Source organism: Gottfriedia sp. NPDC058432 (genome assembly GCF_042721555.1).
GTDB lineage: Bacteria > Bacillota > Bacilli > Bacillales > Bacillaceae_G > Gottfriedia.
This window is the reverse complement of the sequence record NZ_JBHXLC010000004.1, coordinates 1-25,071: the sequence shown is the minus strand read 5'-3', so window position 1 is coordinate 25,071 and position 25,071 is coordinate 1. Positions and strand designations below refer to the sequence as shown.

Annotated in this window: 24 protein-coding genes and 1 rRNA gene; 8 read left to right on the top strand and 17 right to left on the bottom strand. The window is 33.8% G+C overall.

The genetic code is table 11. The annotated features are described in order from the left end of the window. Positions 1 to 16: 16 nt before the first annotated feature. The 7 genes from ACFWM3_RS05930 to ACFWM3_RS05900 form a co-directional block, all read right to left on the bottom strand. Complete coding sequence (locus tag ACFWM3_RS05930) at positions 17 to 943, bottom strand: YybS family protein (RefSeq protein WP_390310695.1); 927 nt, start codon at positions 941 to 943, stop codon at positions 17 to 19. 132 nt (positions 944 to 1,075) lie between these two features. Next, the gene (rpsR, locus tag ACFWM3_RS05925; protein WP_056467298.1) at positions 1,076 to 1,309 is read right to left on the bottom strand and encodes a 30S ribosomal protein S18; all 234 of its coding nucleotides are present in this window, start codon (positions 1,307 to 1,309) and stop codon (positions 1,076 to 1,078) included. A 79-nt stretch (positions 1,310 to 1,388) separates the two neighbouring features. After that, the gene (gene ssb / locus ACFWM3_RS05920) at positions 1,389 to 1,874 is read right to left on the bottom strand and encodes a single-stranded DNA-binding protein (RefSeq protein ID WP_025568959.1); all 486 of its coding nucleotides are present in this window, start codon (positions 1,872 to 1,874) and stop codon (positions 1,389 to 1,391) included. Between the two features lie 34 nt (positions 1,875 to 1,908). Continuing rightward, positions 1,909 to 2,199 (bottom strand): 30S ribosomal protein S6, encoded by a 291-nt coding sequence (gene rpsF, locus ACFWM3_RS05915; RefSeq protein WP_025568958.1) that lies wholly within the window; start codon positions 2,197 to 2,199, stop codon positions 1,909 to 1,911. Positions 2,200 to 2,328: 129 nt separating this feature from the next. Beyond that, positions 2,329 to 3,429, bottom strand: coding sequence for a redox-regulated ATPase YchF (gene ychF / locus ACFWM3_RS05910; protein ID WP_056467170.1), 1,101 nt, complete (start codon positions 3,427 to 3,429; stop codon positions 2,329 to 2,331). Positions 3,430 to 3,592: 163 nt separating this feature from the next. Continuing rightward, positions 3,593 to 3,790: a DUF951 domain-containing protein gene (locus ACFWM3_RS05905; protein WP_056467168.1), complete on the bottom strand. Its 198-nt coding sequence runs from the start codon at positions 3,788 to 3,790 to the stop codon at positions 3,593 to 3,595. Positions 3,791 to 3,827: 37 nt separating this feature from the next. Next, positions 3,828 to 4,724, bottom strand: a complete 897-nt coding sequence (locus ACFWM3_RS05900; RefSeq protein ID WP_056467165.1) for a mechanosensitive ion channel family protein — start codon at positions 4,722 to 4,724, stop codon at positions 3,828 to 3,830. Positions 4,725 to 4,918: 194 nt separating this feature from the next. Between ACFWM3_RS05900 and yyaC the strand changes: the two genes are divergently transcribed. Then, positions 4,919 to 5,506 (top strand): spore protease YyaC, encoded by a 588-nt coding sequence (gene yyaC, locus ACFWM3_RS05895; RefSeq protein ID WP_390310691.1) that lies wholly within the window; start codon positions 4,919 to 4,921, stop codon positions 5,504 to 5,506. Between the two features lie 104 nt (positions 5,507 to 5,610). Here yyaC and ACFWM3_RS05890 read toward each other — a convergent pair whose 3' ends face one another. The 10 genes from ACFWM3_RS05890 to rpmH all read right to left on the bottom strand — a co-directional run bounded on the left by ACFWM3_RS05890 (position 5,611) and on the right by rpmH (position 14,563). After that, positions 5,611 to 6,447 (bottom strand): ParB/RepB/Spo0J family partition protein, encoded by an 837-nt coding sequence (locus ACFWM3_RS05890; RefSeq protein WP_390310689.1) that lies wholly within the window; start codon positions 6,445 to 6,447, stop codon positions 5,611 to 5,613. Next, on the bottom strand, positions 6,440 to 7,201 hold the full coding sequence (locus tag ACFWM3_RS05885) for a ParA family protein (RefSeq protein WP_025568951.1): 762 nt from the start codon (positions 7,199 to 7,201) through the stop codon (positions 6,440 to 6,442). Before ACFWM3_RS05885 ends, ACFWM3_RS05890 begins: the two co-directional genes overlap by 8 nt. A gap of 127 nt (positions 7,202 to 7,328) precedes the next feature. Beyond that, positions 7,329 to 8,135, bottom strand: coding sequence for a nucleoid occlusion protein (noc, locus tag ACFWM3_RS05880; protein ID WP_390310834.1), 807 nt, complete (start codon positions 8,133 to 8,135; stop codon positions 7,329 to 7,331). Between the two features lie 130 nt (positions 8,136 to 8,265). Continuing rightward, the gene (gene rsmG / locus ACFWM3_RS05875) at positions 8,266 to 8,985 is read right to left on the bottom strand and encodes a 16S rRNA (guanine(527)-N(7))-methyltransferase RsmG (protein WP_390310686.1); all 720 of its coding nucleotides are present in this window, start codon (positions 8,983 to 8,985) and stop codon (positions 8,266 to 8,268) included. Between the two features lie 21 nt (positions 8,986 to 9,006). Beyond that, entirely contained in the window at positions 9,007 to 10,893 is a 1,887-nt protein-coding gene (mnmG, locus tag ACFWM3_RS05870) for a tRNA uridine-5-carboxymethylaminomethyl(34) synthesis enzyme MnmG (protein ID WP_390310684.1), read from the bottom strand. 20 nt (positions 10,894 to 10,913) lie between these two features. Beyond that, positions 10,914 to 12,290, bottom strand: a complete 1,377-nt coding sequence (gene mnmE / locus ACFWM3_RS05865) for a tRNA uridine-5-carboxymethylaminomethyl(34) synthesis GTPase MnmE (protein ID WP_056467149.1) — start codon at positions 12,288 to 12,290, stop codon at positions 10,914 to 10,916. Between the two features lie 156 nt (positions 12,291 to 12,446). Further along, positions 12,447 to 13,085 carry an RNA-binding cell elongation regulator Jag/EloR gene (gene jag / locus ACFWM3_RS05860; protein ID WP_390310682.1) on the bottom strand — a complete coding sequence of 213 codons (639 nt, stop codon included), beginning with the start codon at positions 13,083 to 13,085 and terminating at the stop codon, positions 12,447 to 12,449. Continuing rightward, positions 13,082 to 13,867, bottom strand: coding sequence for a YidC family membrane integrase SpoIIIJ (gene spoIIIJ / locus ACFWM3_RS05855; protein WP_056467143.1), 786 nt, complete (start codon positions 13,865 to 13,867; stop codon positions 13,082 to 13,084). The genes jag and spoIIIJ overlap by 4 nt, the downstream gene beginning before the upstream one ends. Positions 13,868 to 13,906: 39 nt before the next feature. Beyond that, positions 13,907 to 14,287, bottom strand: a complete 381-nt coding sequence (gene rnpA / locus ACFWM3_RS05850; protein WP_056467140.1) for a ribonuclease P protein component — start codon at positions 14,285 to 14,287, stop codon at positions 13,907 to 13,909. A 141-nt stretch (positions 14,288 to 14,428) separates the two neighbouring features. After that, a complete protein-coding gene (rpmH, locus tag ACFWM3_RS05845; protein ID WP_056467137.1) occupies positions 14,429 to 14,563 on the bottom strand; it encodes a 50S ribosomal protein L34 in 135 nt (44 codons plus the stop codon). Between the two features lie 745 nt (positions 14,564 to 15,308). On the opposite strand from rpmH, the gene dnaA reads away from it, so the two are divergent. The 7 genes from dnaA to ACFWM3_RS05810 form a co-directional block, all read left to right on the top strand. Next, a complete protein-coding gene (gene dnaA / locus ACFWM3_RS05840; RefSeq protein WP_056467135.1) occupies positions 15,309 to 16,655 on the top strand; it encodes a chromosomal replication initiator protein DnaA in 1,347 nt (448 codons plus the stop codon). 156 nt (positions 16,656 to 16,811) lie between these two features. Further along, a complete protein-coding gene (dnaN, locus tag ACFWM3_RS05835; RefSeq protein ID WP_056467133.1) occupies positions 16,812 to 17,957 on the top strand; it encodes a DNA polymerase III subunit beta in 1,146 nt (381 codons plus the stop codon). Between the two features lie 217 nt (positions 17,958 to 18,174). Next, complete coding sequence (gene yaaA, locus ACFWM3_RS05830; protein ID WP_098429557.1) at positions 18,175 to 18,393, top strand: S4 domain-containing protein YaaA; 219 nt, start codon at positions 18,175 to 18,177, stop codon at positions 18,391 to 18,393. A gap of 17 nt (positions 18,394 to 18,410) precedes the next feature. Further along, positions 18,411 to 19,532, top strand: coding sequence for a DNA replication/repair protein RecF (gene recF, locus ACFWM3_RS05825; protein WP_335409283.1), 1,122 nt, complete (start codon positions 18,411 to 18,413; stop codon positions 19,530 to 19,532). A 97-nt stretch (positions 19,533 to 19,629) separates the two neighbouring features. After that, positions 19,630 to 21,549 carry a DNA topoisomerase (ATP-hydrolyzing) subunit B gene (gyrB, locus tag ACFWM3_RS05820; RefSeq protein ID WP_390310833.1) on the top strand — a complete coding sequence of 640 codons (1,920 nt, stop codon included), beginning with the start codon at positions 19,630 to 19,632 and terminating at the stop codon, positions 21,547 to 21,549. 69 nt (positions 21,550 to 21,618) lie between these two features. Beyond that, entirely contained in the window at positions 21,619 to 24,129 is a 2,511-nt protein-coding gene (gene gyrA / locus ACFWM3_RS05815; protein ID WP_390310677.1) for a DNA gyrase subunit A, read from the top strand. 615 nt (positions 24,130 to 24,744) lie between these two features. Then, a 16S ribosomal RNA gene (locus tag ACFWM3_RS05810) occupies positions 24,745 to 25,071 on the top strand; the annotation flags it as partial.

Here is a 25,071-nt window from a genome sequence, read left to right as displayed (position 1 = left end):
AAATATGTTTTTAAGTTTAAATTTTTCTTCTATTAAAGATTCCAATTGAGATGATTCCAATTAGTAAAACAATATAAATTAATGGTTGAATGATAAAACTTGCGATTAATATAATAATTGGTACCGCTTTAGAAAACTGTTTTAAATAACTAAAATAAAAGATCGATGCATAACCTTGAACAAGCAGTAAAATTTGAAGTACATATGTTAAGTTAATTACTGCTGTACTAAGGAAACTACTTTGTTTCAAATTGAAGAACGAAAAAATCATTACAATTAAAAAGAACCACATGAATCCTACTGGGAGTCTAAACTCTCTAAATGGTTTAAATTTCGGTGTTTTATAACCTAATCTTTTTATTAATGGAAAAGTTACTAGTTGTGTTATAAAAGCAAGTATAAAACTAACCATTAACAGTAATGAAGGAATTAATGTAGGGATTAATTTAATAGCATTTGTAAGACTATCTAAAGCCTTTTCATTCGCGTTTGTACCAAGACTGGCACTAAGTTCCTTACTTTTTTCTATAGCTTCCATTGCCAAGTCTATATTCTCTTTAACGAAATCAATATGAAAAACAGCTTTGAATAGTATGTACGATAGTACTGTATGTATTAAATATAAAAAAGTACTAGTAAGTAAAATCTCGCCTTTACTTCGCTCATTTTTCAACAGATAGCCAAATGCTATACCAACTGTTGAGTACATTAAAGTAACTGGGAGTAAATTAAATGAGGTAATCACAATTGTTAATCCCAACGCCACACAGCAAAGTAGTAGTGATTCCTTAATTGAGTATTTAATACTTAGAATAATAAATGGCAGTGGCATAAGGAATGCCATAATAAATGAGAGAAACGGTACAAATCTAAATATTAACAGTAGTACTGAGTAAATAGCTAAAAGTACTGCACCCTCGGTAATAAATCGAGTCGATTTCAAAATAAAGCTCCTTTCAACTACCCCTACTTATTTCGCGATAAGCATACTATTACTTATTTTACCATAAAACTTATTTTTTCATAAATACAAAAAAAGTACAGCACGAGAATGCTGTACTTTTTATTACTTAGCTTATTCAGCCACGTATGGTAATAAAGCCATTTGACGAGAGCGTTTGATTGCAATCGTTAATTTACGTTGGTATTTCGCAGAAGTACCAGTTACACGACGAGGTAAAATTTTACCACGCTCAGAAACGAAACGTTTTAATAACTCAGTATCTTTGAAGTCGATTGTAGTGATGCCGTTTGAAGTAAAGTAACAAACTTTACGACGTTTAGCACGTCCACCTTTGCGTCCACCCATTGCCATTGTTATTTCCCTCCTCTACTTAAAATTAGTTTTTTAGTAATGTTAACCGTTCAACATTACACTGTTTGTATTATTAGAAAGGAAGATCGTCATCAGTAATATCAATCGTTTTGCTTGTCCCACCAAATGGATCATCATTAAAGCTAGGCTTTTGAGATGGTGCTTCGAAAGGATTTCCAGCGTTAAAACCTTGATTTTGTTGATTCATACCGAATGAACCACCTTGGTTACCTGATGCATTTCTTGGTTCTAAGAATTGAACAGAGTCAGCTACAACTTCAGTTACATATACTCTCTTACCATCTTGACCATCAAAACTTCTAGTTTGAATACGACCCTCAACGCCAGCTAAGCTTCCTTTTTTCAAGAAGTTTGCTACGTTTTCAGCAGGCTTTCTCCAGATAACGCAGTTAATAAAATCCGCTTCTCTTTCACCTTGCTGATTTGAGTAGGTACGATTCACCGCTAGAGTAAATGTTGCTACGGCAACCCCACTTGGTGTATAACGTAAGTCCGGATCCTTTGTTAAGCGACCTACAAGTACAACACGATTGATCATCTGATTCCTACCTCCCTAAAGCATTTAAAAAATATTATTTTTCTTCTTCACGAATAACGATGTGGCGGATGATATCTTCGCTGATTTTCGCTAAACGATCGAATTCTTGTACTGCTTCTGGCTTAGCAGAAACGTTTACAAGCATGTAGTGTCCATCACGGAAATCGTTAATTTCATAAGCTAAACGACGTTTACCCCACTCTTTAACGTTTGTGATTTCAGCACCTTGTTCAGTTAAAACGCCGTTGAAACGCTCAACTAATGCTTTTTGTGCTTCGTCTTCCATGTTTGGACGAACGATGTACATGATTTCGTATTTATTCATCACAATGTCACCTCCTTTTGGTCTAACGGCCCAATTAAGGGCAAGGAGCAATTTAATTAATCACTCACGAGTTAAAATTATAGCATAGTTTTTTTAAGATAGCAAATCTATAATTCAGTTGCTATTTTATTAAACATTAAATCGGAAATGCATTACATCTCCATCTTGTACGATGTACTCTTTACCTTCAAGACGCACTTTTCCTGCTTCTTTTGATGCTGTCATGTTACCATAAGTCGCTAAATCTTCAAAAGAAACTGTTTCTGCGCGGATAAAGCCACGTTCGAAGTCGCTATGAATTACGCCAGCACATTGTGGAGCTTTCATACCTTTTTTAAATGTCCAAGCTCTTACTTCTTGTACACCTGCAGTGAAATAAGTTGCTAATCCTAATAAAGAATAAGCTGCACGAATTAATTGATCTAAACCTGATTCTTCAATTCCAAGTTCTTGAAGGAATGTACGTTTCTCTTCATCATCTAGCTCAGCAATTTCTTCTTCAATTTTTGCACTAATCACAATTACTTGAGAACCTTCTTTAGCTGCAAATTCTCTTACTTTTTCAACGTATTCGTTAGATGAAGCATCTGCGATTTCATCCTCGCCAACATTAGTGATATAAAGCATTGGCTTAGTCGTTAATAAGTGTAAACCTTTTACTACTTTCATTTGCTCTTCCGTAAACTCTACTGAACGAGCTGGCTTGTCATTTTCAAATGCTTCTCTTAATTTCACTAAAATTTCATGTTCATAAGATGCATCTTTATCTTTTTGCTTCGCTAATTTAGCTACACGATCAATACGTTTTTCAACTGATTCTAAGTCTGCAAGAATTAGTTCTAAGTTAATTGTTTCAATATCTGCAATTGGATCTACTTTTCCAGATACATGAGTAATATTATCATCTACAAAGCAACGTACTACTTGGCAAATTGCGTCCACTTCACGAATATGAGATAAAAACTTATTTCCTAAACCTTCACCTTTACTTGCACCTTTAACGATCCCAGCGATATCAGTAAATTCAAAAGTTGTTGGAACAGTTTTTTTAGGTTGAACTAATTCAGTTAATTTTACTAAACGGTAATCTGGTACTTCTACCACACCTACGTTTGGATCAATTGTACAAAACGGATAGTTTGCTGATTCAGCGCCCGCTTGTGTAATTGCATTAAATAATGTTGACTTTCCTACGTTTGGTAATCCTACGATTCCTGCTGTTAATGGCATATTTTCCACTCCTATACGAACTTAGTTAATCTTTCACAATTATATTGATTTCAAAAAAAAATAACAAGAAAATCTGAATATTAATTCTAAACATACGAAAGGTATCTAATACGAGCGATCCTTCAAATTGCTCTACTAGATACCCATTGATTTAAAAATCGTCCTACTCTTCAGATCGAACTAAAACCTTTTTTAATTTTCGTGTGAACTCTCTGCGCGGTATTAATACGCTATGCTCACACCCCTCACATTTTAATCGAATGTCCATACCCATTCGAATAATTTTCCATCTGTTCACTCCACAAGGATGAGGTTTTTTCATTTCTACTATATCATTTAGGCTAAATTCTTTTTCTTCCATGTAAAAACTTCACTTCCTTAAAATAGTAGCATACAAACTATACATTCGCATTTTCATTTTTAGTTTCTGGTTGTTTATATAATACCATTTTTGGATACGAAATTTCTATGTTATTTCTTTCAAGTACTTCCTTAATTTCTTTTCGAATTGCTCTAGAAATTTTAAACTGTGTCATTGCTCTAACTTCTGAAGATATTCTCAATGTTACTTCAGAAGGACCCAAGTTTTGTATCCCAAGAAACTCTGGAGGTTTTATCATTTCTTCATATCTAGCTGGCATAGTTTCTAGATGTTTTTCAATTACATTTTGTGCATGTTCAATATCGCCCTCATATGAAATACTAACATCTACCATTGCCACAGCATTATGTAATGAAAAATTGGTTACTTCAGTAATCATTCCATTTTGGATGATATGAAGTTCACCAGTTCCACTTCTAATTTTAGTTGTTTTTAAACCGATTGATAATACTGTTCCTTCAAAAGTTTGAACTCTAATATAATCACCAACTGAAAATTGATCTTCAAACAAAATAAAAAATCCAGAAATGATATCTTTTACTAAACTTTGTGCCCCAAAACCAATTGCTACGCCACCTATTCCTGCTCCAACTAAAAGTCCTTTTATTTCCACGCCAAATATCGGGAGAATCGTCAAAGCAGCAATAAAGAATATTACATATGCAAGTACATTTTCCATCAATTTAATAAGTGTTACTGATCTTCTTTCTGATACTTGTAACGGTCCTCTAGCATTAACTTTTAAGAGATTACGGATTAACTTTCTTCCGAGTTTTACAGCCAATACTGAAACGATAATAATTAGCGCTATTTTTATTGTTGAATTTAAAATTGTGTCCCATTGTTCTGGAGTTAGCATGCTTTTTTTTACTAATTTCTCAGCATTTTCTATTTTATCTGCTGCATTATTCATACTGTATTTTTCCCCCTATCTATTTTCAAATGACTTTTAACGTAATACTAAACGAATTATCACCTTAAAACTACAAATATGAACAAATGTAATAATGATTTAATTTAATAACGAAGATTGCTTGACAAAAGTATAAATTGTTTAAATTTTGCATAAACTAATACTACTCTCTTAAATGAAAAGTAGGCGATATTATGCAATTTTCAGCAAATCCTTTGCGTAACCTATTCAAGGATGATTATTCTGTATTTCTAGATGACGAAAACGCTATTAACAGATTTGCAGATCGTTTATGTAAGTCGCTTCCAAGTGTTCACACTAAAGAAATTGTATTTGTATGTATTGGAACTGACCGTTCCACGGGAGACTCTTTAGGTCCTTTAGTTGGAACCATGTTAGGAGAATTAAACTTAAGTAGATTTCATTATTATGGTACTCTTGATGAGCCAATTCATGCGTTAAATCTTTCAGACCAACTTGAAAAAATTAAAGGCAGATATAACAATCCATTTATCATTGCTGTAGATGCATGTTTAGGCAGAGTAAAAAGCATTGGTAGCGTGCGCTTATCCAATGGCCCATTAAAACCTGGTGCTGCAATGAAAAAAGAATTACCTTTAGTAGGTGAAATTAACTTAACTGGTGTTGTAAATGTTAGTGGATTCATGGAGTTCTACGTTTTACAAAATACTAGATTAAGCCTTGTAATGAAAATGGCTAAGTTTATTGCGAATTCAATTAAAGAAACTGAAAAAAAATTTACCTGCCAATTAGATTTTTAACATAATAGTTTCCTAACTTTCAATTGTAAAATGGTTAGATAAATACAAAAAGGGAGTATTAACTGCATTGGAAGACAACACATTTAATATTCCCTATGAGTAACTCATTTTATAATTGAAAGAATTCTTTCCAAATCCTCTTTGTTAAAGAATTGGATTTCTATTTTCCCTTTATCTTTAGCCGATTTAATTTTAACTGACGTTCCGAATTTTTCTTGTAAAAGATCCTCATATTCACTAAAAAATATGTTTTTAGTTGGATTTTTCTTTGATGTTTCACGTGAAACATTTTCATTCAGATCATTGACTAACGATTCAACCTCACGAACACTTAAGTTTTTTTCAATTACTTTTAGTGCGGTACCCTCAATTAATCCTTTTCGTTTTAGTCCTAAAAGTGCTCTTCCGTGTCCCATTGAGAGCGTGCCTTCTTCGACCATTTTTTGAACAGAATTAGGTAAAGTTAAAATTCTTAAATAGTTAGCAATATGTGGACGACTTTTTCCAAGTTTCTTTGCCAGTTGTTCTTGCGTTAAGTGTAATTGTTCAATTAAAGTTTGATATGCTTCAGCTTCTTCAAGAGGATTTAAATCATCTCGCTGTAAATTTTCTAATACAGCTAACTCCATCATTTGCTCTTCAGTCAGGTCTCTCACAATAACTGGAACTGTATTTAAACCTGCATTCCTTGCAGCGCGATAGCGTCTCTCTCCAGCAACGATTTGGAAACCTTTTATGCTTTTTCTTGCAATGATTGGTTGAAGAATCCCATGTTCAATCACTGATTGGGTTAATTCTAACATTGCAGTCTCATCAAATACTTTGCGAGGTTGGTATGGATTAGGTCTAAGTTCTTTAAGATCAATTTCCTGGACTAACTCTTCTTGCTGATTAATATCTTGAAAAAACGCTCCAATGCCTTTTCCTAACCCTTTAGCCATTATCAATCACTTCCTTTGCTAGATCGAGATATACTTCTGCACCTCTTGACTTTGGATCATATGTAATGATCGGTTTACCATGACTTGGTGCTTCACTTAAGCGTACATTTCTTGGAATAATTGATTTATAGACACGATCTTGAAAATATTTTTTTACTTCTTCTATAACTTGAAGCCCTAAATTTGTACGAGCATCTAGCATCGTTAACAATACGCCTTCAATTGCTAAATTTTTATTTAAATGTTTTTGTACTAAGCGTACAGTACTTAATAGCTGACTTAAACCTTCAAGTGCGTAATACTCACACTGAACTGGAATAATAATTGAATCAGAAGCAGTTAGTGAGTTTAAAGTTAATAAACCTAATGATGGAGGACAATCTATTAAAATATAATCATAGTTACCTTTTACTGTATCTAAAGCGCGCTTTAATCGTACTTCTCTAGAAATAGTAGGTACTAATTCAATTTCTGCTCCAGCAAGTTGAATTGTTGCTGGAATAATATCGAAATTTGGAATAGCAGTGTTTAAAATGACATTTTTCGCCTCAACATCATCAACTAATACATTGTAAACACACTGATTTACATCAGCTTTTTCAATTCCAATACCACTAGTTGCATTACCTTGAGGATCTATATCGACTAGTAATACTTTTTTTCCTAAATGAGCTAAACAAGCACTTAAATTAACCGATGTTGTAGTCTTACCAACACCACCTTTTTGATTAGCTATAGAGATTACTTTAACCACTATGTAATCTACTCCTTCCACAACAAACAATTCTTATTTTCTATTTTACCATGAATAGATTCATCGTTGTGTCTAGATTTAAAAATGAATAAAAAAATTCACCACTGTAAAGAGGTGAATTTAATGTTTATTTCTTTGGTATTTTAATTGTTATTTGGTAATAGTCATCATGTTCTTCTTCTTGACTATCAATATTCATGCCTGTTTTAGTAACCATTTGTAAAGATTCGCGGATCGTATTCATCGCAATTCGTATATCTTTACTAATAGCCTTAAATTTACGTTTAGCCTTTGGTTTTTTCTCAGTAAGTAATGTTACTACTCGTTCTTCTGTTTGTTTAACATTCAATTGCTTTTCAATTATTTCATGAAGAAGAGTAATTTGTAGTTGAGGTAACTTTAATGGAATAAGTGCTCGTGCATGACGTTCTGTAATCGACTTATCCAATAATGCTTGTTGTATTTCCCCAGGAAGTTTCAACAACCTCAATTTATTTGCAACAGTCGATTGACCTTTACCTAATCGCTGAGCTAGTGCCTCTTGAGTTAAGTTATGTAAATCAATTAATTTTTGGTAAGCTACGGCTTCTTCAAAAGGAGATAGTTCTTCACGTTGTAAATTTTCAATCAGAGCGACGGAGGCAGTCTCTGTATCATTAAACGTTTTCACAATTGCAGGAATTGTATCCCAACCTAAAGATGAAACAGCCCTGAATCTTCTTTCCCCGGCAATTATTTCATAAAAGTTTGGTCTAATCTCCCTAACAACAATTGGTTGAATAATACCATGAGTTCGAATCGTTAGCGCTAGTTCTTTAATTTTTTCATCATCAAAGAATGTTCTAGGCTGATACTGATTCGGTACAATGTCCGATACTGGAATTTGGCGAATAACTTCATTACTCGAAACCGAATCTTGAACATCATCACTAATTTCTTTTTCTGATAAGCCAAATAACCTAGATAATGTGCTTTTCAATGTGATTCCCACCCTTTTAGAATTTCGTTCACAATAGAATAAACATAACAAATGTTTCACGTGAAACATTTGTTAGTTTATCATATTAAATCTCTAATGGTTCTTTACCAGGAGTACCCGGTTTACGAGGGTACTTAGTTGGCGTTTTACGTTTCTTTTCTACTATAACAATATTTCGATCACTGTCTTCACTTGGGAGAGTAAAGTGACTAATTGATTTAACTTCTCCACCAAGAGTTTTTATAGCATAATTTGCTTTTTCTAACTCTTCTTGACCAGCAGCACCTTTAAGTGCAACAAAGTGGCCATTTTGTTTAACAAGTGGTAAGCATAATTCAGTCAACACAGACATTCTAGCAACTGCTCTAGCAGTTACAACATCAAAAGATTCTCTCATACCAGTTCTTTTAGCAAAAGTTTCTGCTCGATCATGAATAAATGATACATTCTCTAGTTGTAATTCCTTCGCTAAATGATTTAAAAATGTAATCCTTTTTTGAAGGGAGTCTACGATCGTTAATTTGATAGATGGGAAACATATTTTAATTGGGATAGAGGGGAAGCCCGCTCCTGCACCAATGTCACATAAAGTAATCTCACCAGCGAAGTCGAAATAAAAGGCAGCGCTAATTGAATCATAAAAATGCTTTAAATATACTTCGCTTTCTTCTGTAATAGCAGTTAAGTTCATTTTATTATTCCACTCAACTAATGTGTGGAAATATATATCAAATTGTTTTAATTGAAAATCTGACAAATGGATTCCTTTATCTTTAAGAGCAGCGATAAATTGTTCTTTATTCACTAGTAATACCCCTATCTATTATTAGTTCGATATTCTTGCAATTTTTCCTTGTTCTAAATAAACAAGTAGAATTGAAATATCTGCTGGATTAACACCAGATATACGAGAAGCTTGACCTACTGATAGAGGGCGCACTTGCTCAAGCTTTTGTCTTGCCTCAGTAGCAAGGCCGTGAATAGCTTGATAATCGATGTTTTCAGGGATTCTCTTTAAATCCATTCTTTTCATGCGTTCTACTTGATTTAATGATTTTTCAATATAACCTTCATACTTAATTTGTATTTCAACTTGCTCTTTAACATCTGAATGTAATTCTTTTTCAGATGGAGTAAGAAGATGGATATGTTCATAAAGCATTTCAGGGCGGCGTAAAAGATCTGCTGCACGAATGCCATCTTTCAGCTCGCTACCACCATTTTGTACAATTAATTCCTGTACTTCTTTTGTCGGTCTTAATTGAGTTGCTTTTAAACGCTCTATTTCTTCTTCAATTAACATTTTCTTTTGTTCAAACTCTGCATATCTTTCATCATTTATTAAACCAAGTCTTTGACCAATTTTAGTTAAACGTAAATCGGCATTATCGTGGCGTAATAATAATCGATATTCTGCTCTAGAGGTAAGAAGACGGTACGGTTCATTTGTCCCTTTAGTTACCAGGTCATCAATTAAAACACCAATGTAAGCTTCAGAGCGATCTAAAATTAACTCTTCTTTATCTAAAGAACGACATGCAGCATTAATTCCTGCGATTAAACCTTGACCCGCTGCTTCTTCATAACCAGAAGTTCCGTTAATTTGACCAGCAGTATACAGATTCTTAATTTGTTTAAGTTCTAAAGTTGGCCATAATTGAGTAGGTACAATCGCGTCATATTCAATTGCATATCCAGTTCTCATCATTTGAACATTTTCAAGACCTGCAATTGAACGCAGCATTTTTTCCTGTACATCTTCAGGTAAACTAGTTGATAATCCTTGTACATAAACTTCTTGAGTATTTCTTCCTTCAGGCTCTAAGAAAATTTGATGTCTCGGTTTATCATTAAATCGGACAACTTTATCCTCAATAGAAGGACAATAGCGTGGCCCAGTACCTTTAATCATACCAGAGTACATAGGCGAACGGTGTAAGTTATCGTCGATGATTTGATGTGTAGTTTCACTTGTATAAGTTAACCAACAAGGAATTTGTTCTGTTTCAACTGGTTCCGTTTCGAATGAAAATGCACGAGGTACATCATCGCCAGGTTGTATTTCTGTTTTTGAATAATCAATACTATGACTATTTACACGAGGAGGCGTACCTGTTTTAAAACGAACAAGTTCTATACCTAATTCCTCTAAGTGCTCAGAAAGCTTAATTGCTGGTTGTTGGTTATTAGGACCACTTGAGTATTTTAATTCTCCTACAATAATTTCTCCACGTAAGAAAGTACCCGTTGTAATGACAACTGTCTTTGAACGATAAATTGCACCTGTTTGTGTAATTACACCTGTACATTGCCCATCTTCTACAATTAATCTTTCTACTAAACCTTGTTTTAGAGTTAGATTCTCTGTATTTTCAATGGTTTTCTTTAATTCGTGTTGATACGCAAATTTATCCGCTTGAGCACGCAATGCGCGTACTGCAGGACCTTTACCCGTATTTAACATTCTCATTTGAATATGTGTTTTATCGATATTTCGACCCATTTCACCGCCAAGTGCATCAATTTCACGTACAACAATCCCCTTGGCAGGACCACCTACAGATGGGTTACAAGGCATAAATGCTACCATATCGAGATTTATTGTTAGCATTAACGTTTTTGCACCCATTCGAGCAGATGACAAACCGGCTTCACATCCAGCATGACCAGCTCCAATAACGATTACATCATAATTGCCTGCTTCAAAACTCATCTTTTCTCCTCCTAACCATTTTATTTTCCTAAACAGAATTGAGAAAATAGCTGGTTGATTAAACTTTCCTGAACTGTATCTCCAATGATTTCACCTAACAATTCCCACGCTCTTGTTAAGTCAATCTGTACTAAGTCAATCGGCATACCATTTTTCATTGCCTCAATTGCATCATTAATTGTCTGTTCTGATTGTTTTAATAGCGCAATATGTCTAGCATTAGATAAATAGGTTAAATCTTGTGCCTCAATTTGTCCTTCAAAATATAAGTTGGCAATTGCTTTTTCTAAATCATCTATTCCTTTTTCTTCTTTTAAGGAAGTCGTAACAATTGTAGCATTACCAACTAACGCTTTTACTTCATCCATATCAAGATTTTGTGGCAAATCTGTTTTGTTAATGATCACAATTACATCTTTACCGCTCATTTCACCAAATAATTTACGGTCTTCTTCACTTAATTGCTCATTATTATTTAAAACAAATAAAACTAAGTCAGCCAAATTCAATACTTTTTTAGATCTTTCAACACCAATTGCTTCTACAACATCCTTAGTTTCACGAATACCGGCTGTATCAATTAGTCGTAATGGTACACCCTTTACATTTACGTATTCTTCAATAACGTCACGAGTTGTACCTGGAATATCAGTAACAATTGCTTTGCTCTCCTGAACAAGCGTGTTTAAAAGAGATGATTTTCCGACATTTGGTCTACCTATAATCACAGTAGATAGTCCTTCACGTAAAATCTTACCTTGTTTTGATGTTTCTAGTAGTTTTTGTATTTCAACTCGAACTGTTCTTGCTTTTTCAATTAAAACAGTATTGGTCATTTCTTCAACATCATCATATTCAGGGTAATCAATATTTACTTCAATATGAGCCAAAATCTCAAGTAATGTTTGTCTTAAGCTATTAACCAGCTTAGACAATCGACCTTCTACTTGATTCATTGCGATAGCCATTGCTCTGTCAGTCTTTGAACGAATTAAATCCATTACTGCTTCGGCCTGCGACAGGTCGATTCGTCCATTAAGAAATGCTCTTTTCGTAAATTCACCAGGCTCCGCTAATCTAGCACCTTGCGATAGTACTAATTCAAGTACTTTGTTTACCGAAAAAATTCCACCATGACAATTTATTTCGACAACATCTTCACGTGTAAATGTTTTTGGTGCTCTTAAGATCGAGACCATAACTTCCTCAACAGTATTCCCGGAACTTGGATCAACTAAATGTCCATAATGAATTGTGTGTGAATCTACTATATTTAAATCTTTTTCTTTAAATAATTTATTCGCTATTTGAACAGCTTCATCGCCACTTAAACGAACGATGGCAATTGCACCCTCACCTTTTGGTGTCGATATCGCTGTAATTGTATCGAATTCCATCAAAAAATCACCTCGGAGCATGTTAAACAAAAGTTAACATGTTACTTCTAAATCTATAGCATAGCATAAAATTGAATGTTTTTATATTATAACCGTACGAAAGTACAAGTAAACTTATATGACTTGAATGAAGAACATTAAAAAACCAATTAAGGATTAACCCTTAATTGGTTTCTTTAAATCTATAACTAATTGACGATGCGGATCTTGGCCTACAGACTTCGTAGAGATATTTGGCATATCTGTCAGTATATGATGTATAATTTTTCTTTCGAAAGAAGGCATTGGCTCTAAAGAGATCGCTTTTCTTGTTTTTAAAACTGTTTGAGCAGTCTTTTTTGCAAGAATCTCTAGTGACTCCTTACGTTTTAATCGATAATTCTCAGCGTCAACGACAACATGAATCAATTGTTTTGAATGACGATTTACAAATGTTTGAACTAAGAATTGAAGAGCATTTAAAGTATTACCTCTTTTTCCAATAATAAGAGCAACCTTGTCACCCTTTACTGTAAATAAGAAGGTTTGTTCTTTAGTACCTTGCAATTCGAAACTTACATCTGCAGTTTCATCAAGACTTTTAACAATATTTAAAAGGTAGTCGTATGCTTTTTCGATTAAAGTCTTCTTTTTAACAACTAATACTTTAGCAGGTTTAGCACCAAATCCTAAAAATCCTTTTTTACCGTCTTCGATTACTGTAATGTCTACGTCTTCTTCTGATGAACTAAGTTGCTGAAGTGCTATTTGAACTGCTTGTTCGATTGTTTGACCAGTAGCAGTTACTTCTCTCACTTACTAGCCCCTCCTACATTTTTATTTTTTACGGTAGTATTACCTCTATTAACAAATAATGTTTGAAGAATCATAAATGTATTACCAACTACCCAATATAAAGCTAAAGCAGAAGGAAGTCTAACAGCAAATACTAAAATCATGATTGGCATAACATAAAGCATGATTTTCATTTGTTGAGCAGCAGGCCCTGTCATTGAACCAGTACTCATTGACACCTTTTGTTGAATGAAAGTTGTAATACCAGCGATGATTGGTAAAGCATAAATTGGATCCGGGTGGCCTAATTGGAACCATAGGAAGTCATGTGCTTTAATTTCCATTGTTCTCATAATTGCATGATAGAAAGCAATTAAGATTGGCATTTGAATAAAAATTGGTAAACAACCAGATAGTGGATTTACACCATGTTGTTGGTACAACTTCATTGTTTCTTCATTTAATTTTTGGACTGTTTTTTGATCCTTAGAAGAATATTTTTCTTTAAGTTTGGCCATTTCAGGCTGGATTGATTGCATCGCTTTTGTACTTTTAATTTGTTTAATCATTAATGGTAGTAATGCTAAACGGATTAAAAGTGTTACGACGATAATCGACATCCCATAACTTCCACCAAAAATTTTAGATACAGCCGTGATTAACCACGATAGTGGATAAACGAAATACTCATTCCAAATCCCCGTACTTTCAGATGTAATCGGTTGGTTTGTTTGCGAACACCCAGCTAACACGACTACTAATAAAAGAACTGTAACTAGCAATTGGTACTTCTTAGTCTTCAAACTAGTTCCTCCTTTAAGAAGTTACATTTAAATATGTAATTACTTAATTTGATTTTTATCTAATTTATGTTTTGAATCATGTATTTTAAGCGCTTCCGCCCTTTTCAACACATGAATTAAACTTTTTTTAAATTCATTGAAGGGTAGTTCAGTACAGGGCTTTCTTGCGATTACAACATAATCCATATTCACACGAAGATCATCACTTAATTCAGTAAGAGCTTGTCTTATATACCGCTTAATATGATTTCTCATTACAGCATTACCTAACTTCTTGCTAACAGATAATCCTATACGAAATTGCTTTTGATCTTCCTTTTTTAATGTATAGATTACAAATTGCCGATTCGCAGTTGACGATCCCTCTTGAAAAACGCGACTAAAATCTGCATTCTTTTTTATTCTGTTTTTCTTGTTCATGTTCCACTGACACCTCAAATGATTCCTTCAATTATCATAACAACTTTTTTATAAAAAATGAGGCCTTTTTTACTTACAAATTGTGACATAAAAGCAAAAAAGGCCTTCTTATTAGTGAAAAAGACCACTGTTGACAGTGGCCTACGCAGATAATACTTTTCTTCCTTTACGACGACGAGCTGCTAGAACTTTACGTCCATTTGCAGTGCTCATACGGCTACGGAAACCATGTACTTTGCTGCGTTTACGTTTGTTTGGTTGAAATGTTCTTTTCATTATATGACACCTCCCTGAGGAATTACTGTAATAGACAGTCCTATAAATTATAAAGAATAACTACTATTAATGTCAATGTAAGATATTAAATCATAATGAATAATTATTTCCAATTTATGAAGAGTGGCTGATCCAGTGAGTTTTAGTAAGAAAAAAATAATAAATAGTTACTTATTTAATAAAAGAAATGCGATTTACTCCTATCATTTCCCTCCCAAAAATTTATAAACGAGTAATCTGAGCAAAAGATGTGGTGTCGAAAGATTTTTTGGAACAGAACTTTAAGTGAATAAAAAAATCTATAAATAAGTAGTACTTCCCCTTTTCTTAAAATTGTTAAGTGCTCTGTGGATAATATTTTTCTACACATTTTTTACCCACAATGGTTACTGACAACTTTTACACAAGTTCTTTTTCTGTGGACAATTTTTTTAAACAAGTGGATTAGCATGTGGATAACATTAACTACTCATTGAAATAGCTTAAGATTTTTGATATTATTAATTTGTTTTCCACTTTGGACAACTTGTTTTTTATTTTTATTTGTCCACAGATGTTAATAACTTGTGGACAGGTTTTACACTTGTACTATTTTAAAGTTATCCACAAGGGTGAATACTGTCAAATAAAGTGGTTTTTTGCAGTTTTATAAAATAACGCATATTCAAAGACATGAATAAAAATAAATACTTAATTTATGTGCTTGTACAAAAGTTGAACAAGCTTTGTAAGGAGGGATTACCGTTTGGAGAATATAGGGGATCTGTGGTCTAGGGTTCTAGCAGAAATAGAAAAAAAAATAAGTAAACCAAGCTTTGAAACATGGCTAAAATCAACAAAGGCATTTTCTTTAAAGAATGATACTTTAACAATTATTGCGCCAAATGAATTCGCCCGTGATTGGCTTGAGTCAAAGTATTCATCTTTAATAATGGATACAGTTTTAGAAATAACTGGAGCGGAATTAGAAATCAAATTTATCCTTCCTCAAAATCATGTAGAAGAAATAGAGATGAATATACCGGCAGTTAAAGCAAAAGTAAAATTTGAGGAACCAGTAGAGTTCAACCAAAGTATGTTAAACCCTAAATATACTTTTGATACTTTCGTAATTGGTTCAGGTAACCGTTTTGCCCATGCGGCATCATTAGCGGTTGCTGAGGCACCTGCAAAAGCCTATAACCCATTATTTATATATGGGGGCGTTGGGTTAGGAAAAACGCACTTAATGCACGCAATTGGACACTATGTACTTGAGCATAATCCAAATGCCAAAGTCGTTTATTTATCATCAGAAAAATTTACAAATGAGTTCATTAATTCAATTCGTGATAATAAAGCAATTGAATTTAGAAATAAGTATCGTAATGTAGACGTGCTACTTATAGATGATATTCAGTTCTTAGCTGGAAAAGAACAAACACAGGAAGAATTTTTCCATACGTTTAATACACTTCATGAAGAAAGTAAACAAATCATTATTTCAAGTGACCGACCACCTAAAGAAATTCCTACATTAGAAGATCGACTTCGTTCACGATTTGAATGGGGCCTTATTACAGATATTACACCACCAGATTTAGAAACTAGGATAGCGATCTTACGTAAAAAGGCTAAGGCTGAGGGGTTAGATATTCCAAATGAGGTAATGTTATATATAGCAAATCAAATTGATACAAACATCCGTGAGTTAGAAGGAGCACTTATTCGTGTAGTCGCTTATTCATCGTTAATTAACAAGGATATAAACGCCAGTGTGGCCGCTGAAGCCTTAAAGAATTTAATCACTGCGACGAAGCCTAAAACAGTATCAATACACGATATTCAACGAACAGTTGGAGAATTTTTTAGTATTAAATTAGAGGATTTTAAAGCAAAGAAACGTACAAAATCCGTAGCCTTCCCAAGACAGATTGCAATGTATCTTTCGAGAGAGCTTACAGACCATTCTTTACCTAAAATAGGAGAAGAGTTTGGTGGCCGAGATCATACAACTGTTATTCATGCGCATGAAAAAATCTCAAAATTAATTGAAACTGACACACAATTGCAATCTCAAGTTAAAGAAATCAATGAAAAATTAAATCAGTAGAGTTATTTACCTGTGCATAACTTTCTATCTTTTTTACACAGTCTATCCACATGTTGATAGACTTATTTTTCTTTACTAAAATATAGTTATCCACAAATTCACAGGCCCTACTACTATTACTATATTATTTTATAAATTATATAAGGAGTACAAACAATGAAATTTACGGTACAAAAAGATCATCTTGTTAAAGCTGTACAAGAAGTTATGAGAGCTGTTTCATCAAGAACAACTATTCCAATCTTAACTGGAATTAAATTAGTCGTTACAACTGAAGGATTAACTTTCACAGGTAGTGATTCAGATATATCTATAGAATCTTATTTACCAATAGTTTTAGATGATCAACAACTAGTTGATGTAAAACAAACTGGAAGCATTGTATTAAATGCTCGATATTTTAGTGATATTGTAAAAAAATTACCTTCAGATTTTGTCGAATTAGAATCTGATAATAATTATGTAACAACGATAAGAGCGGGAAAAACTGAATTTAGCTTAAATGGTTTTGATTCTGAGGAATATCCACTACTTCCTCAAATTGAAGAACATGAAACAATTTCGATCTCTGCAGATTTATTAAAGTTTATGATTCGTCAAACAGTATTTGCAGTATCAACTTCAGAGACTAGACCAATTTTAACCGGTGTAAACTGGAAGATTGAAAATGGTGATCTAACGTGTATAGCGACAGATAGTCACCGACTAGCTTTAAGACAAGCTAAAATTGACGGAAGTTCTACAACAAGTGAATTTAAAGCTAGCGTAGTAATTCCTGGGAAAAGTCTAAATGAATTAAGTAAAATTCTAGATGACAATGATGAAAAAGTAGAGATCGTCTTAACAGAACATCAAGCTTTATTTAAGACTAAACATCTATTGTTCTTTACTCGATTACTAGAAGGGAATTATCCTGATACATCAAAGTTAATTCCAAGTGAAAGTAAAACGGAACTAACTGTAATGACAAAAGAATTCCTACAAGCAATTGATCGTGCTTCTTTATTAGCGAGAGAAGGTAGAAATAATGTTGTTCACTTAGAAACAGTTGGTAACTCATTAGTCAATGTTTCTTCTTATTCTCCTGAAATCGGTAAAGTAGTAGATGAAATTGTTTGTGAGGATATTAAAGGTGAAGAGTTAAAAATCTCTTTCAGTGCGAAATATGTTATGGATGCATTAAAAGCAATAGAAAGCCCAGAAATTTATATTCAATTCACAGGGGCTATGAGACCATTTTTAATTCGTACTGTAAATGATTCAAGAACATTGCAATTAATTTTACCAGTTCGCACATACTAGTTAGTAAATTCTATCGAAAGGGGCTGACCTAATAGAATGTACTAGCAATCTCCAACGAGCAGATTGAATAAAGAATTTATTCTACAACTTGTTTGGGGAGTGCATAGTACATTGAGGTCAGTCTTTTTTTACTTAATAGACAAAATAAGGGTTAAGTGTTTTTTTTCTTACAGAAGTTTAGTACAATTAAGGAATGGATAAATGAGGGTGATAAAAGATGAAAACAGAAAAAGTTAAAATAAATACAGATTATATTACATTAGGTCAATTTTTAAAGCTTGCGGGTGTAATTGATACAGGTGGAATGGCTAAATGGTTTTTATCAGAGCATGAAATCTTTGTAAACAATGAACCTGAGAATAGAAGAGGAAAAAAATTAGTTTTAAATGATACAATTTCTATAACTGGAAAAGGTTCGTATATTATAACTTCATAAGTTTTGGGGGAATCCCATTGTATATTAAAGATTTACAACTAAAACAATACCGTAATTATGAAAACCTTGAGTTAAACTTTCAAAATAATGTTAACGTCATTATTGGTGAGAATGCTCAAGGTAAAACAAATTTAATGGAATCCATTTATGTGCTAGCTTTAACAAAGTCCCACCGAACAAGTAACGACAAAGAAATGATACGTTGGGATGAAGAATATGGTACAATAAAGGGTACGTTACAGAAAAAAAATCAGCAAGTAACACTACAGCTAATCCTCTCAAAGAAAGGTAAGAAAGCAAAGCTGAACCATCTTGAACAGATGAAGTTAAGTCAATATATAGGCGTGATGAATGTCGTTATGTTTGCACCGGAAGATTTACATTTAGTAAAAGGTAGTCCGCAAGTGCGTCGTAAATTCCTAGATATGGAACTAGGACAAGTTTCGCCTGTTTACCTACATGAATTAAGTCAATACCAGAGAATCCTCCAACAGCGAAATTCACTACTAAAAACATTACAAACCAGCCGAGATCGGAACTATTTAATGCTTGAAGTCCTAACATCTCAGCTTGTAAAACATGCCGTAAAAATAATTGAAAAACGAATTTCGTTCATCAAATTACTACAAGATTGGGCATCGCCTATTCATAGTCAAATTTCTAGAGAGACCGAAAAACTAGAAATTATATATAAACCAAGCATTAATGTATCAGATTTAACAGATTTGACGAAAATGGAAGATGAGTACATAAAACAATTCGAAGCTGAAAAAGAGCGTGAAGTATCAAGAGGTACTACATTGCTTGGTCCGCATAGAGATGATTTAGTTTTTATGGTAAATGATAAAAACGTTCAAACTTTCGGATCGCAAGGACAGCAGCGGACAACAGCTCTTTCATTAAAACTAGCAGAAATTGAACTAATTAAAGAGGAAGTTGGAGAATATCCAATTCTTTTATTAGATGATGTTCTTTCAGAGCTAGATGACTATCGTCAAACACACTTATTAAATGCAATTCAAAATAAAGTACAGACTTTTGTCACAACAACAAGTGTCGACGGAATTCAGCACGAAACGATAAAACAAGCTAATATTATAAATGTTTCACATGGAACAATTATAAGTACTTCTCGATAATAATTTATGAAATTTCTACTACGCCGCCTAATAAGCATAGCTGAAATTTACTAATTCTTTTATGTAAAATAAAAAAAGTAGGTGAGTGTTCATGACAATGGATCAAAAGATGCAAGAACATAATTATGATGAAAATCAGATACAAGTTCTTGAAGGTTTAGAAGCCGTACGTAAGAGACCGGGTATGTATATCGGTTCTACGAGCGGAAAAGGATTACATCACTTAGTATGGGAAATCGTTGATAACAGTATAGATGAAGCATTGGCTGGATACTGTGACGAGATTAATGTAACAATTGAAGAAGATAATAGTATTACTGTTAAAGATAATGGCCGTGGGATTCCAGTAGGTATCCATGAAAAAATGGGTAGACCTGCGCTAGAAGTAATTATGACGGTACTTCATGCAGGTGGAAAATTTGGCGGTGGCGGATATAAAGTATCTGGTGGATTACACGGAGTAGGTGCTTCAGTAGTAAATGCGTTGTCTACTTTGCTAGAAGTTCACGTTCATCGTGAAGGTACTATTTATTATCAACAATTTTCTAAAGGTATACCGGTTGCAGATATGAGTATCGTTGGTGAAACTGATGTTACAGGTACAATTACTCATTTTAAACCTGATGCAGAAATTTTCACTGAAACGACAGTTTATGACTTTGATACATTAGCAAACCGTTTAAGAGAATTAGCATTCCTTAACAGAGGTATTCGCTTAACAATTGAAGATCGTAGAGAAAATAAACAAAAGAAAGAATTCCATTACGAAGGTGGAATTAAATCTTACGTTGAACATTTAAATCGTTCTAAAGAAGTAATACATGACGAACCAATTTTTGTTATTGGTGAAAAAGATGGAATTAGTGTAGAAATTGCACTTCAATATAACGAAAGCTATACAAGTAATATCTACTCATTCACGAATAATATTAATACACACGAAGGTGGTACACACGAGGTTGGATTTAAAACAGCTTTAACTCGTGTTATTAATGATTATGGTCGTAAGAATGGTTTAATTAAAGATCAAGATAGCAACTTATCTGGTGAGGATGTACGTGAAGGGTTAACGGCGATCGTTTCTATTAAACATCCAGATCCACAGTTTGAGGGGCAAACAAAAACTAAGCTGGGTAATAGTGAAGTTCGTACAATTACAGAGCAAATTTTTGGAGAGAAACTTGAAAAGTTTTTATTAGAGAATCCAACAGAGGCTAAAAAAATAGTTGAAAAAGGTTTAATGGCGGCTAGAGCTCGTGTTGCTGCTAAAAAGGCTCGTGAATTAACAAGAAGAAAAAGTGCTTTAGAAGTATCAAGTTTACCTGGGAAATTAGCTGATTGTTCTTCAAAAGATTCTTCTATTAGCGAAATTTATATCGTTGAGGGTGATTCAGCGGGTGGAAGTGCTAAACAAGGACGAGACCGTCACTTCCAAGCAATTCTTCCTTTACGTGGAAAAATTATTAACGTTGAAAAGGCTCGACTTGATAAAATTTTATCAAATAACGAGGTTCGTTCAATGATTACTGCTTTTGGTACCGGAATCGGTGATGATTTCGATATCGAGAAAGCACGATATCATAAAATTATATTGATGACGGATGCTGATGTTGATGGTGCCCATATCCGTACTTTATTGTTAACGTTCTTATATCGTTATATGCGTCAAATCATTGAAAGTGGTTATATTTATATTGCTCAACCACCTTTATATAAGATCCAGCAAGGGAAAAAAATACAATATGCTTATAATGACCGACAAATGGATGAGATTATGTCGACTTTAAATGCAGTACCAAAACCTGTTATCCAACGATATAAAGGTCTAGGTGAAATGAACCCTGAACAGTTATGGGAAACTACAATGAATCCAGAAACTAGAACGTTACTGCAAGTTAACCTTCAAGATGCGATCGAAGCGGATGAAACGTTTGAAACATTAATGGGTGAAAAAGTAGAGCCAAGACGTAACTTTATTCAAGATAATGCTAAGTATGTAAAGAATTTAGATATTTAACAAGTATTTGTAAGGAGCTTTATGCTCCTTTTCTCAGGTAGATACGGAAACTAAAGGGAGGTGCCGATGTTGAGTGAAAATCAACAAATTAAAGAAATAAATATTAGTCATGAAATGCGTAATTCCTTCCTAGATTATGCAATGAGTGTAATTGTTTCTCGAGCGTTACCAGATGTACGAGACGGCCTTAAGCCTGTTCATAGAAGAATTTTATATGCAATGAATGATTTAGGTATGACAGCTGATAAAGCTTATAAAAAGTCAGCGCGTATCGTAGGTGAAGTTATTGGTAAGTATCACCCGCATGGTGACGCTGCTGTATATGAAACAATGGTACGTATGGCTCAGGACTTTAACTTCAGATATATGTTAGTAGATGGCCATGGGAATTTTGGATCAGTTGATGGAGACGCAGCGGCGGCGATGCGTTACACAGAGGCTAGAATGTCTAAAATTTCGATGGAATTAATTCGTGATATTAATAAAAACACAATTGATTATCAAGATAACTATGATGGTTCAGAAAGAGAGCCAATCGTTCTTCCTGCACGATTCCCTAACTTGTTGGTAAACGGAGCAACGGGTATAGCGGTTGGTATGGCAACGAATATTCCTCCGCACCAATTAGGTGAAGTAATTGATGGTGTTCTTGCACTAAGTAAAGATCCAGAAATCACTACACAAGATTTAATGGAATATATTCAAGGACCAGATTTTCCTACATCAGGTATGATTCTAGGTAAAAGTGGTATCCGTAAGGCCTATGAAACTGGTAAAGGCTCGATCATTATTAGGGCAAAAGTTGAAATTGAAGAAAAAGCAAATGGTAGACAAACAATTATTGTTACAGAGTTACCATATCAAGTAAATAAAGCTAAGCTTGTTGAACGAATTGCTGAACTAGTTCGAGATAAGAAAATAGAAGGTATTACTGATCTACGTGATGAATCTGATCGAAATGGTATGCGTGTTGTCATTGAAGTTAGAAGAGATGCGAACGCAAATGTACTTTTAAATAATCTTTATAAACAAACTGCTCTTCAAACAAGTTTTGGTATTAATTTATTAGCACTTGTAAATGGTGAACCAAAAGTTTTATCTCTAAAGAGCTGTTTAAAACACTATTTAGACCATCAAATTGTTGTTATTAAACGTAGAACACAGTTTGAGTTAGAAAAAGCAGAAGCGCGTGCACATATTTTAGAAGGTTTAAAAGTTGCTTTAGACCATTTAGATGCGGTAATCAGCTTAATTAGAGCTTCTCAAACGGGAGAAATCGCTAAACATGGCTTAATGGAAACTTTTAACTTATCTGAAAAGCAAGCTCAAGCAATTCTAGATATGAGATTACAACGTTTAACTGGTTTAGAGCGCGAGAAAATTGAAGAAGAATATCAAGAACTAATCAAGTTAATTGCAGAATTAAGAGCAATTCTTGCTGATGAGGAAAGAGTTCTTGAAATTATTCGAGAAGAATTAACTCAGCTAAAAGAGCAGTATAATGATAAACGAAGAACAGCAATAGTTCCTGGAGGACTAGAAATCATTGAAGATGAAGACTTAATACCAGTGGAGAATATCATTGTAAGTTTAACTCATAATGGATATATTAAACGTCTTCCAGTTTCTACTTACCGATCTCAACGTAGAGGTGGACGTGGTATTCAAGGAATGGGTACTAATAATGATGACTTCTTAGAACACTTACTAACACCTTCAACACATGATACAATTTTATTCTTTACGAATAAGGGAAAAGTATACCGTTCAAAAGGTTACGAGATTCCAGAGTTTAGTCGTACAGCTAAAGGATTACCGATCGTAAACTTACTAGAAATTGACCGAGATGAAAATATTAACGCTATTATTCCAGTAAGTGAATTTTTAGAGGATTGGTACCTATTCTTTACAACAAAACAAGGAATAGCAAAACGTGTGCCTTTATCTGCCTTTGCAAACATTCGTACTAACGGTTTAATTGCAATTAATTTAAAAGAAGATGATGACGTAATATCTGTACGTTTAACTGACGGAACAAAAGATATTGTTGTCGGTACTTCAAAAGGTATGATGATCCGTTTTAATGAAGACGATGTTAGATCGATGGGAAGAACGGCAACAGGTGTTAAAGCAATTACTCTTTCTGATGATGATTATGTTGTTGGAATGGAAGTTGTTGAAGAGCACTTAGATATTCTTGTTGTTACGGAACTAGGTTATGGTAAGCGAACTGCACAGGAAGAATACCGAATTCAAAGTCGTGGCGGTAAAGGGTTAAAAACACTTAATGTTACAGACAAAAACGGTAAAATGATTTCATTAAAATGTGTAAGTGACGAACAGGATTTAATGTTAATTACTGAGTCTGGTGTAATAATCCGTATGCCAATTGAACAAATTTCTCGTTTAGGTCGAGTTACTCAAGGTGTTAAATTAATTAAACTTGATCAAGAAGGTCATGTTGCGACTGTAGCAATTGCTGCGAAAGAAGAAGAGGAAATTGATGAAGAAGCTGAAAATGAAGCTGAAGAATTAACGACTCTAGAAAACGAAGATGATATTGAAACAACAGAAGAATAATAGAGCAGTGATTAGTAAAGAGAGAACAAGTAGGTTCTCTCTTTTTTTTGATTGTATACGGATGTGTTAAACATAGAGAATCGAGTGAAAGAATAATTGATTCTTTCATAAAACAAAATGTATCCTTAAGTGCACATCTTATTTAAATAAAAATCAAAAAAGAGATTGCCAAATATCCGTGCGCTTAATGAAGCTTAGCATTAATCAGACAATTTTGGAGCTGATCAAATTGGTTGGTATTTTCACTTATAGTATAGTGTTAATGTTTTAAGTTAACTACGATCAATCAAGTTAAATCGTGTAAGCACCTGAAATACTTTCTACTATATAGTATACAGTTTTATTAAAACTATTTTGGTTAGTATATCTCCATGATTTGTATTACTTTAGGTGAGAAGATAAAATGCTTAAGTTGAAGGGAAATTTAGTGAAACGTACTGTTTTATTTTTTTTTGAAATTATATTATAAAAACTATTGACCTGGGTTGTTAGATTTGTTATTATATAGAAGTCGCCAAGAGATACGGACGACAAAATGAACTTTGAAAACTAAACAAAACATGAAGTAAACGTCAATTATTAGTTTTTTGAGCAATACAAGATTTAAACTTAACTTTTATGGAGAGTTTGATCCTGGCTCAGGACGAACGCTGGCGGCGTGCCTAATACATGCAAGTCGAGCGGACTAATGGGAGCTTGCTCCCGTTAGTTAGCGGCGGACGGGTGAGTAACACGTGGGCAACCTACCTGTAAGACTGGGATAACTTCGGGAAACCGGAGCTAATACCGGATGACATAAAGGAACTCCTGTTCCTTTATTGAAAGATGGCTTTTAGCTATCACTTACAGATGGGCCCGCGGCGCATTAGCTAGTTGGTGAGGTAACGGCTCACCAAGGCGACGATGCGTAGCCGACCTGAGAGGGTGATCGGCCACACTGGG

Coding starts and splice junctions, on each gene's coding strand:
- rpsR (WP_056467298.1), bottom strand. CDS start 1,309: ATGGGTGGACGCAAAGGTGGACGTGCTAAACGTCGTAAAGTTTGTTAC.
- ssb (WP_025568959.1), bottom strand. CDS start 1,874: ATGATCAATCGTGTTGTACTTGTAGGTCGCTTAACAAAGGATCCGGAC.
- rpsF (WP_025568958.1), bottom strand. CDS start 2,199: ATGAATAAATACGAAATCATGTACATCGTTCGTCCAAACATGGAAGAC.
- ychF (WP_056467170.1), bottom strand. CDS start 3,429: ATGCCATTAACAGCAGGAATCGTAGGATTACCAAACGTAGGAAAGTCA.
- ACFWM3_RS05905 (WP_056467168.1), bottom strand. CDS start 3,790: ATGGAAGAAAAAGAATTTAGCCTAAATGATATAGTAGAAATGAAAAAA.
- ACFWM3_RS05900 (WP_056467165.1), bottom strand. CDS start 4,724: ATGAATAATGCAGCAGATAAAATAGAAAATGCTGAGAAATTAGTAAAA.
- yyaC (WP_390310691.1), top strand. CDS start 4,919: ATGCAATTTTCAGCAAATCCTTTGCGTAACCTATTCAAGGATGATTAT.
- ACFWM3_RS05890 (WP_390310689.1), bottom strand. CDS start 6,447: ATGGCTAAAGGGTTAGGAAAAGGCATTGGAGCGTTTTTTCAAGATATT.
- mnmG (WP_390310684.1), bottom strand. CDS start 10,893: ATGAGTTTTGAAGCAGGCAATTATGATGTAATCGTTATTGGAGCTGGT.
- mnmE (WP_056467149.1), bottom strand. CDS start 12,290: ATGGAATTCGATACAATTACAGCGATATCGACACCAAAAGGTGAGGGT.
- rnpA (WP_056467140.1), bottom strand. CDS start 14,287: ATGAACAAGAAAAACAGAATAAAAAAGAATGCAGATTTTAGTCGCGTT.
- rpmH (WP_056467137.1), bottom strand. CDS start 14,563: ATGAAAAGAACATTTCAACCAAACAAACGTAAACGCAGCAAAGTACAT.
- dnaN (WP_056467133.1), top strand. CDS start 16,812: ATGAAATTTACGGTACAAAAAGATCATCTTGTTAAAGCTGTACAAGAA.
- yaaA (WP_098429557.1), top strand. CDS start 18,175: ATGAAAACAGAAAAAGTTAAAATAAATACAGATTATATTACATTAGGT.
- gyrB (WP_390310833.1), top strand. CDS start 19,630: ATGGATCAAAAGATGCAAGAACATAATTATGATGAAAATCAGATACAA.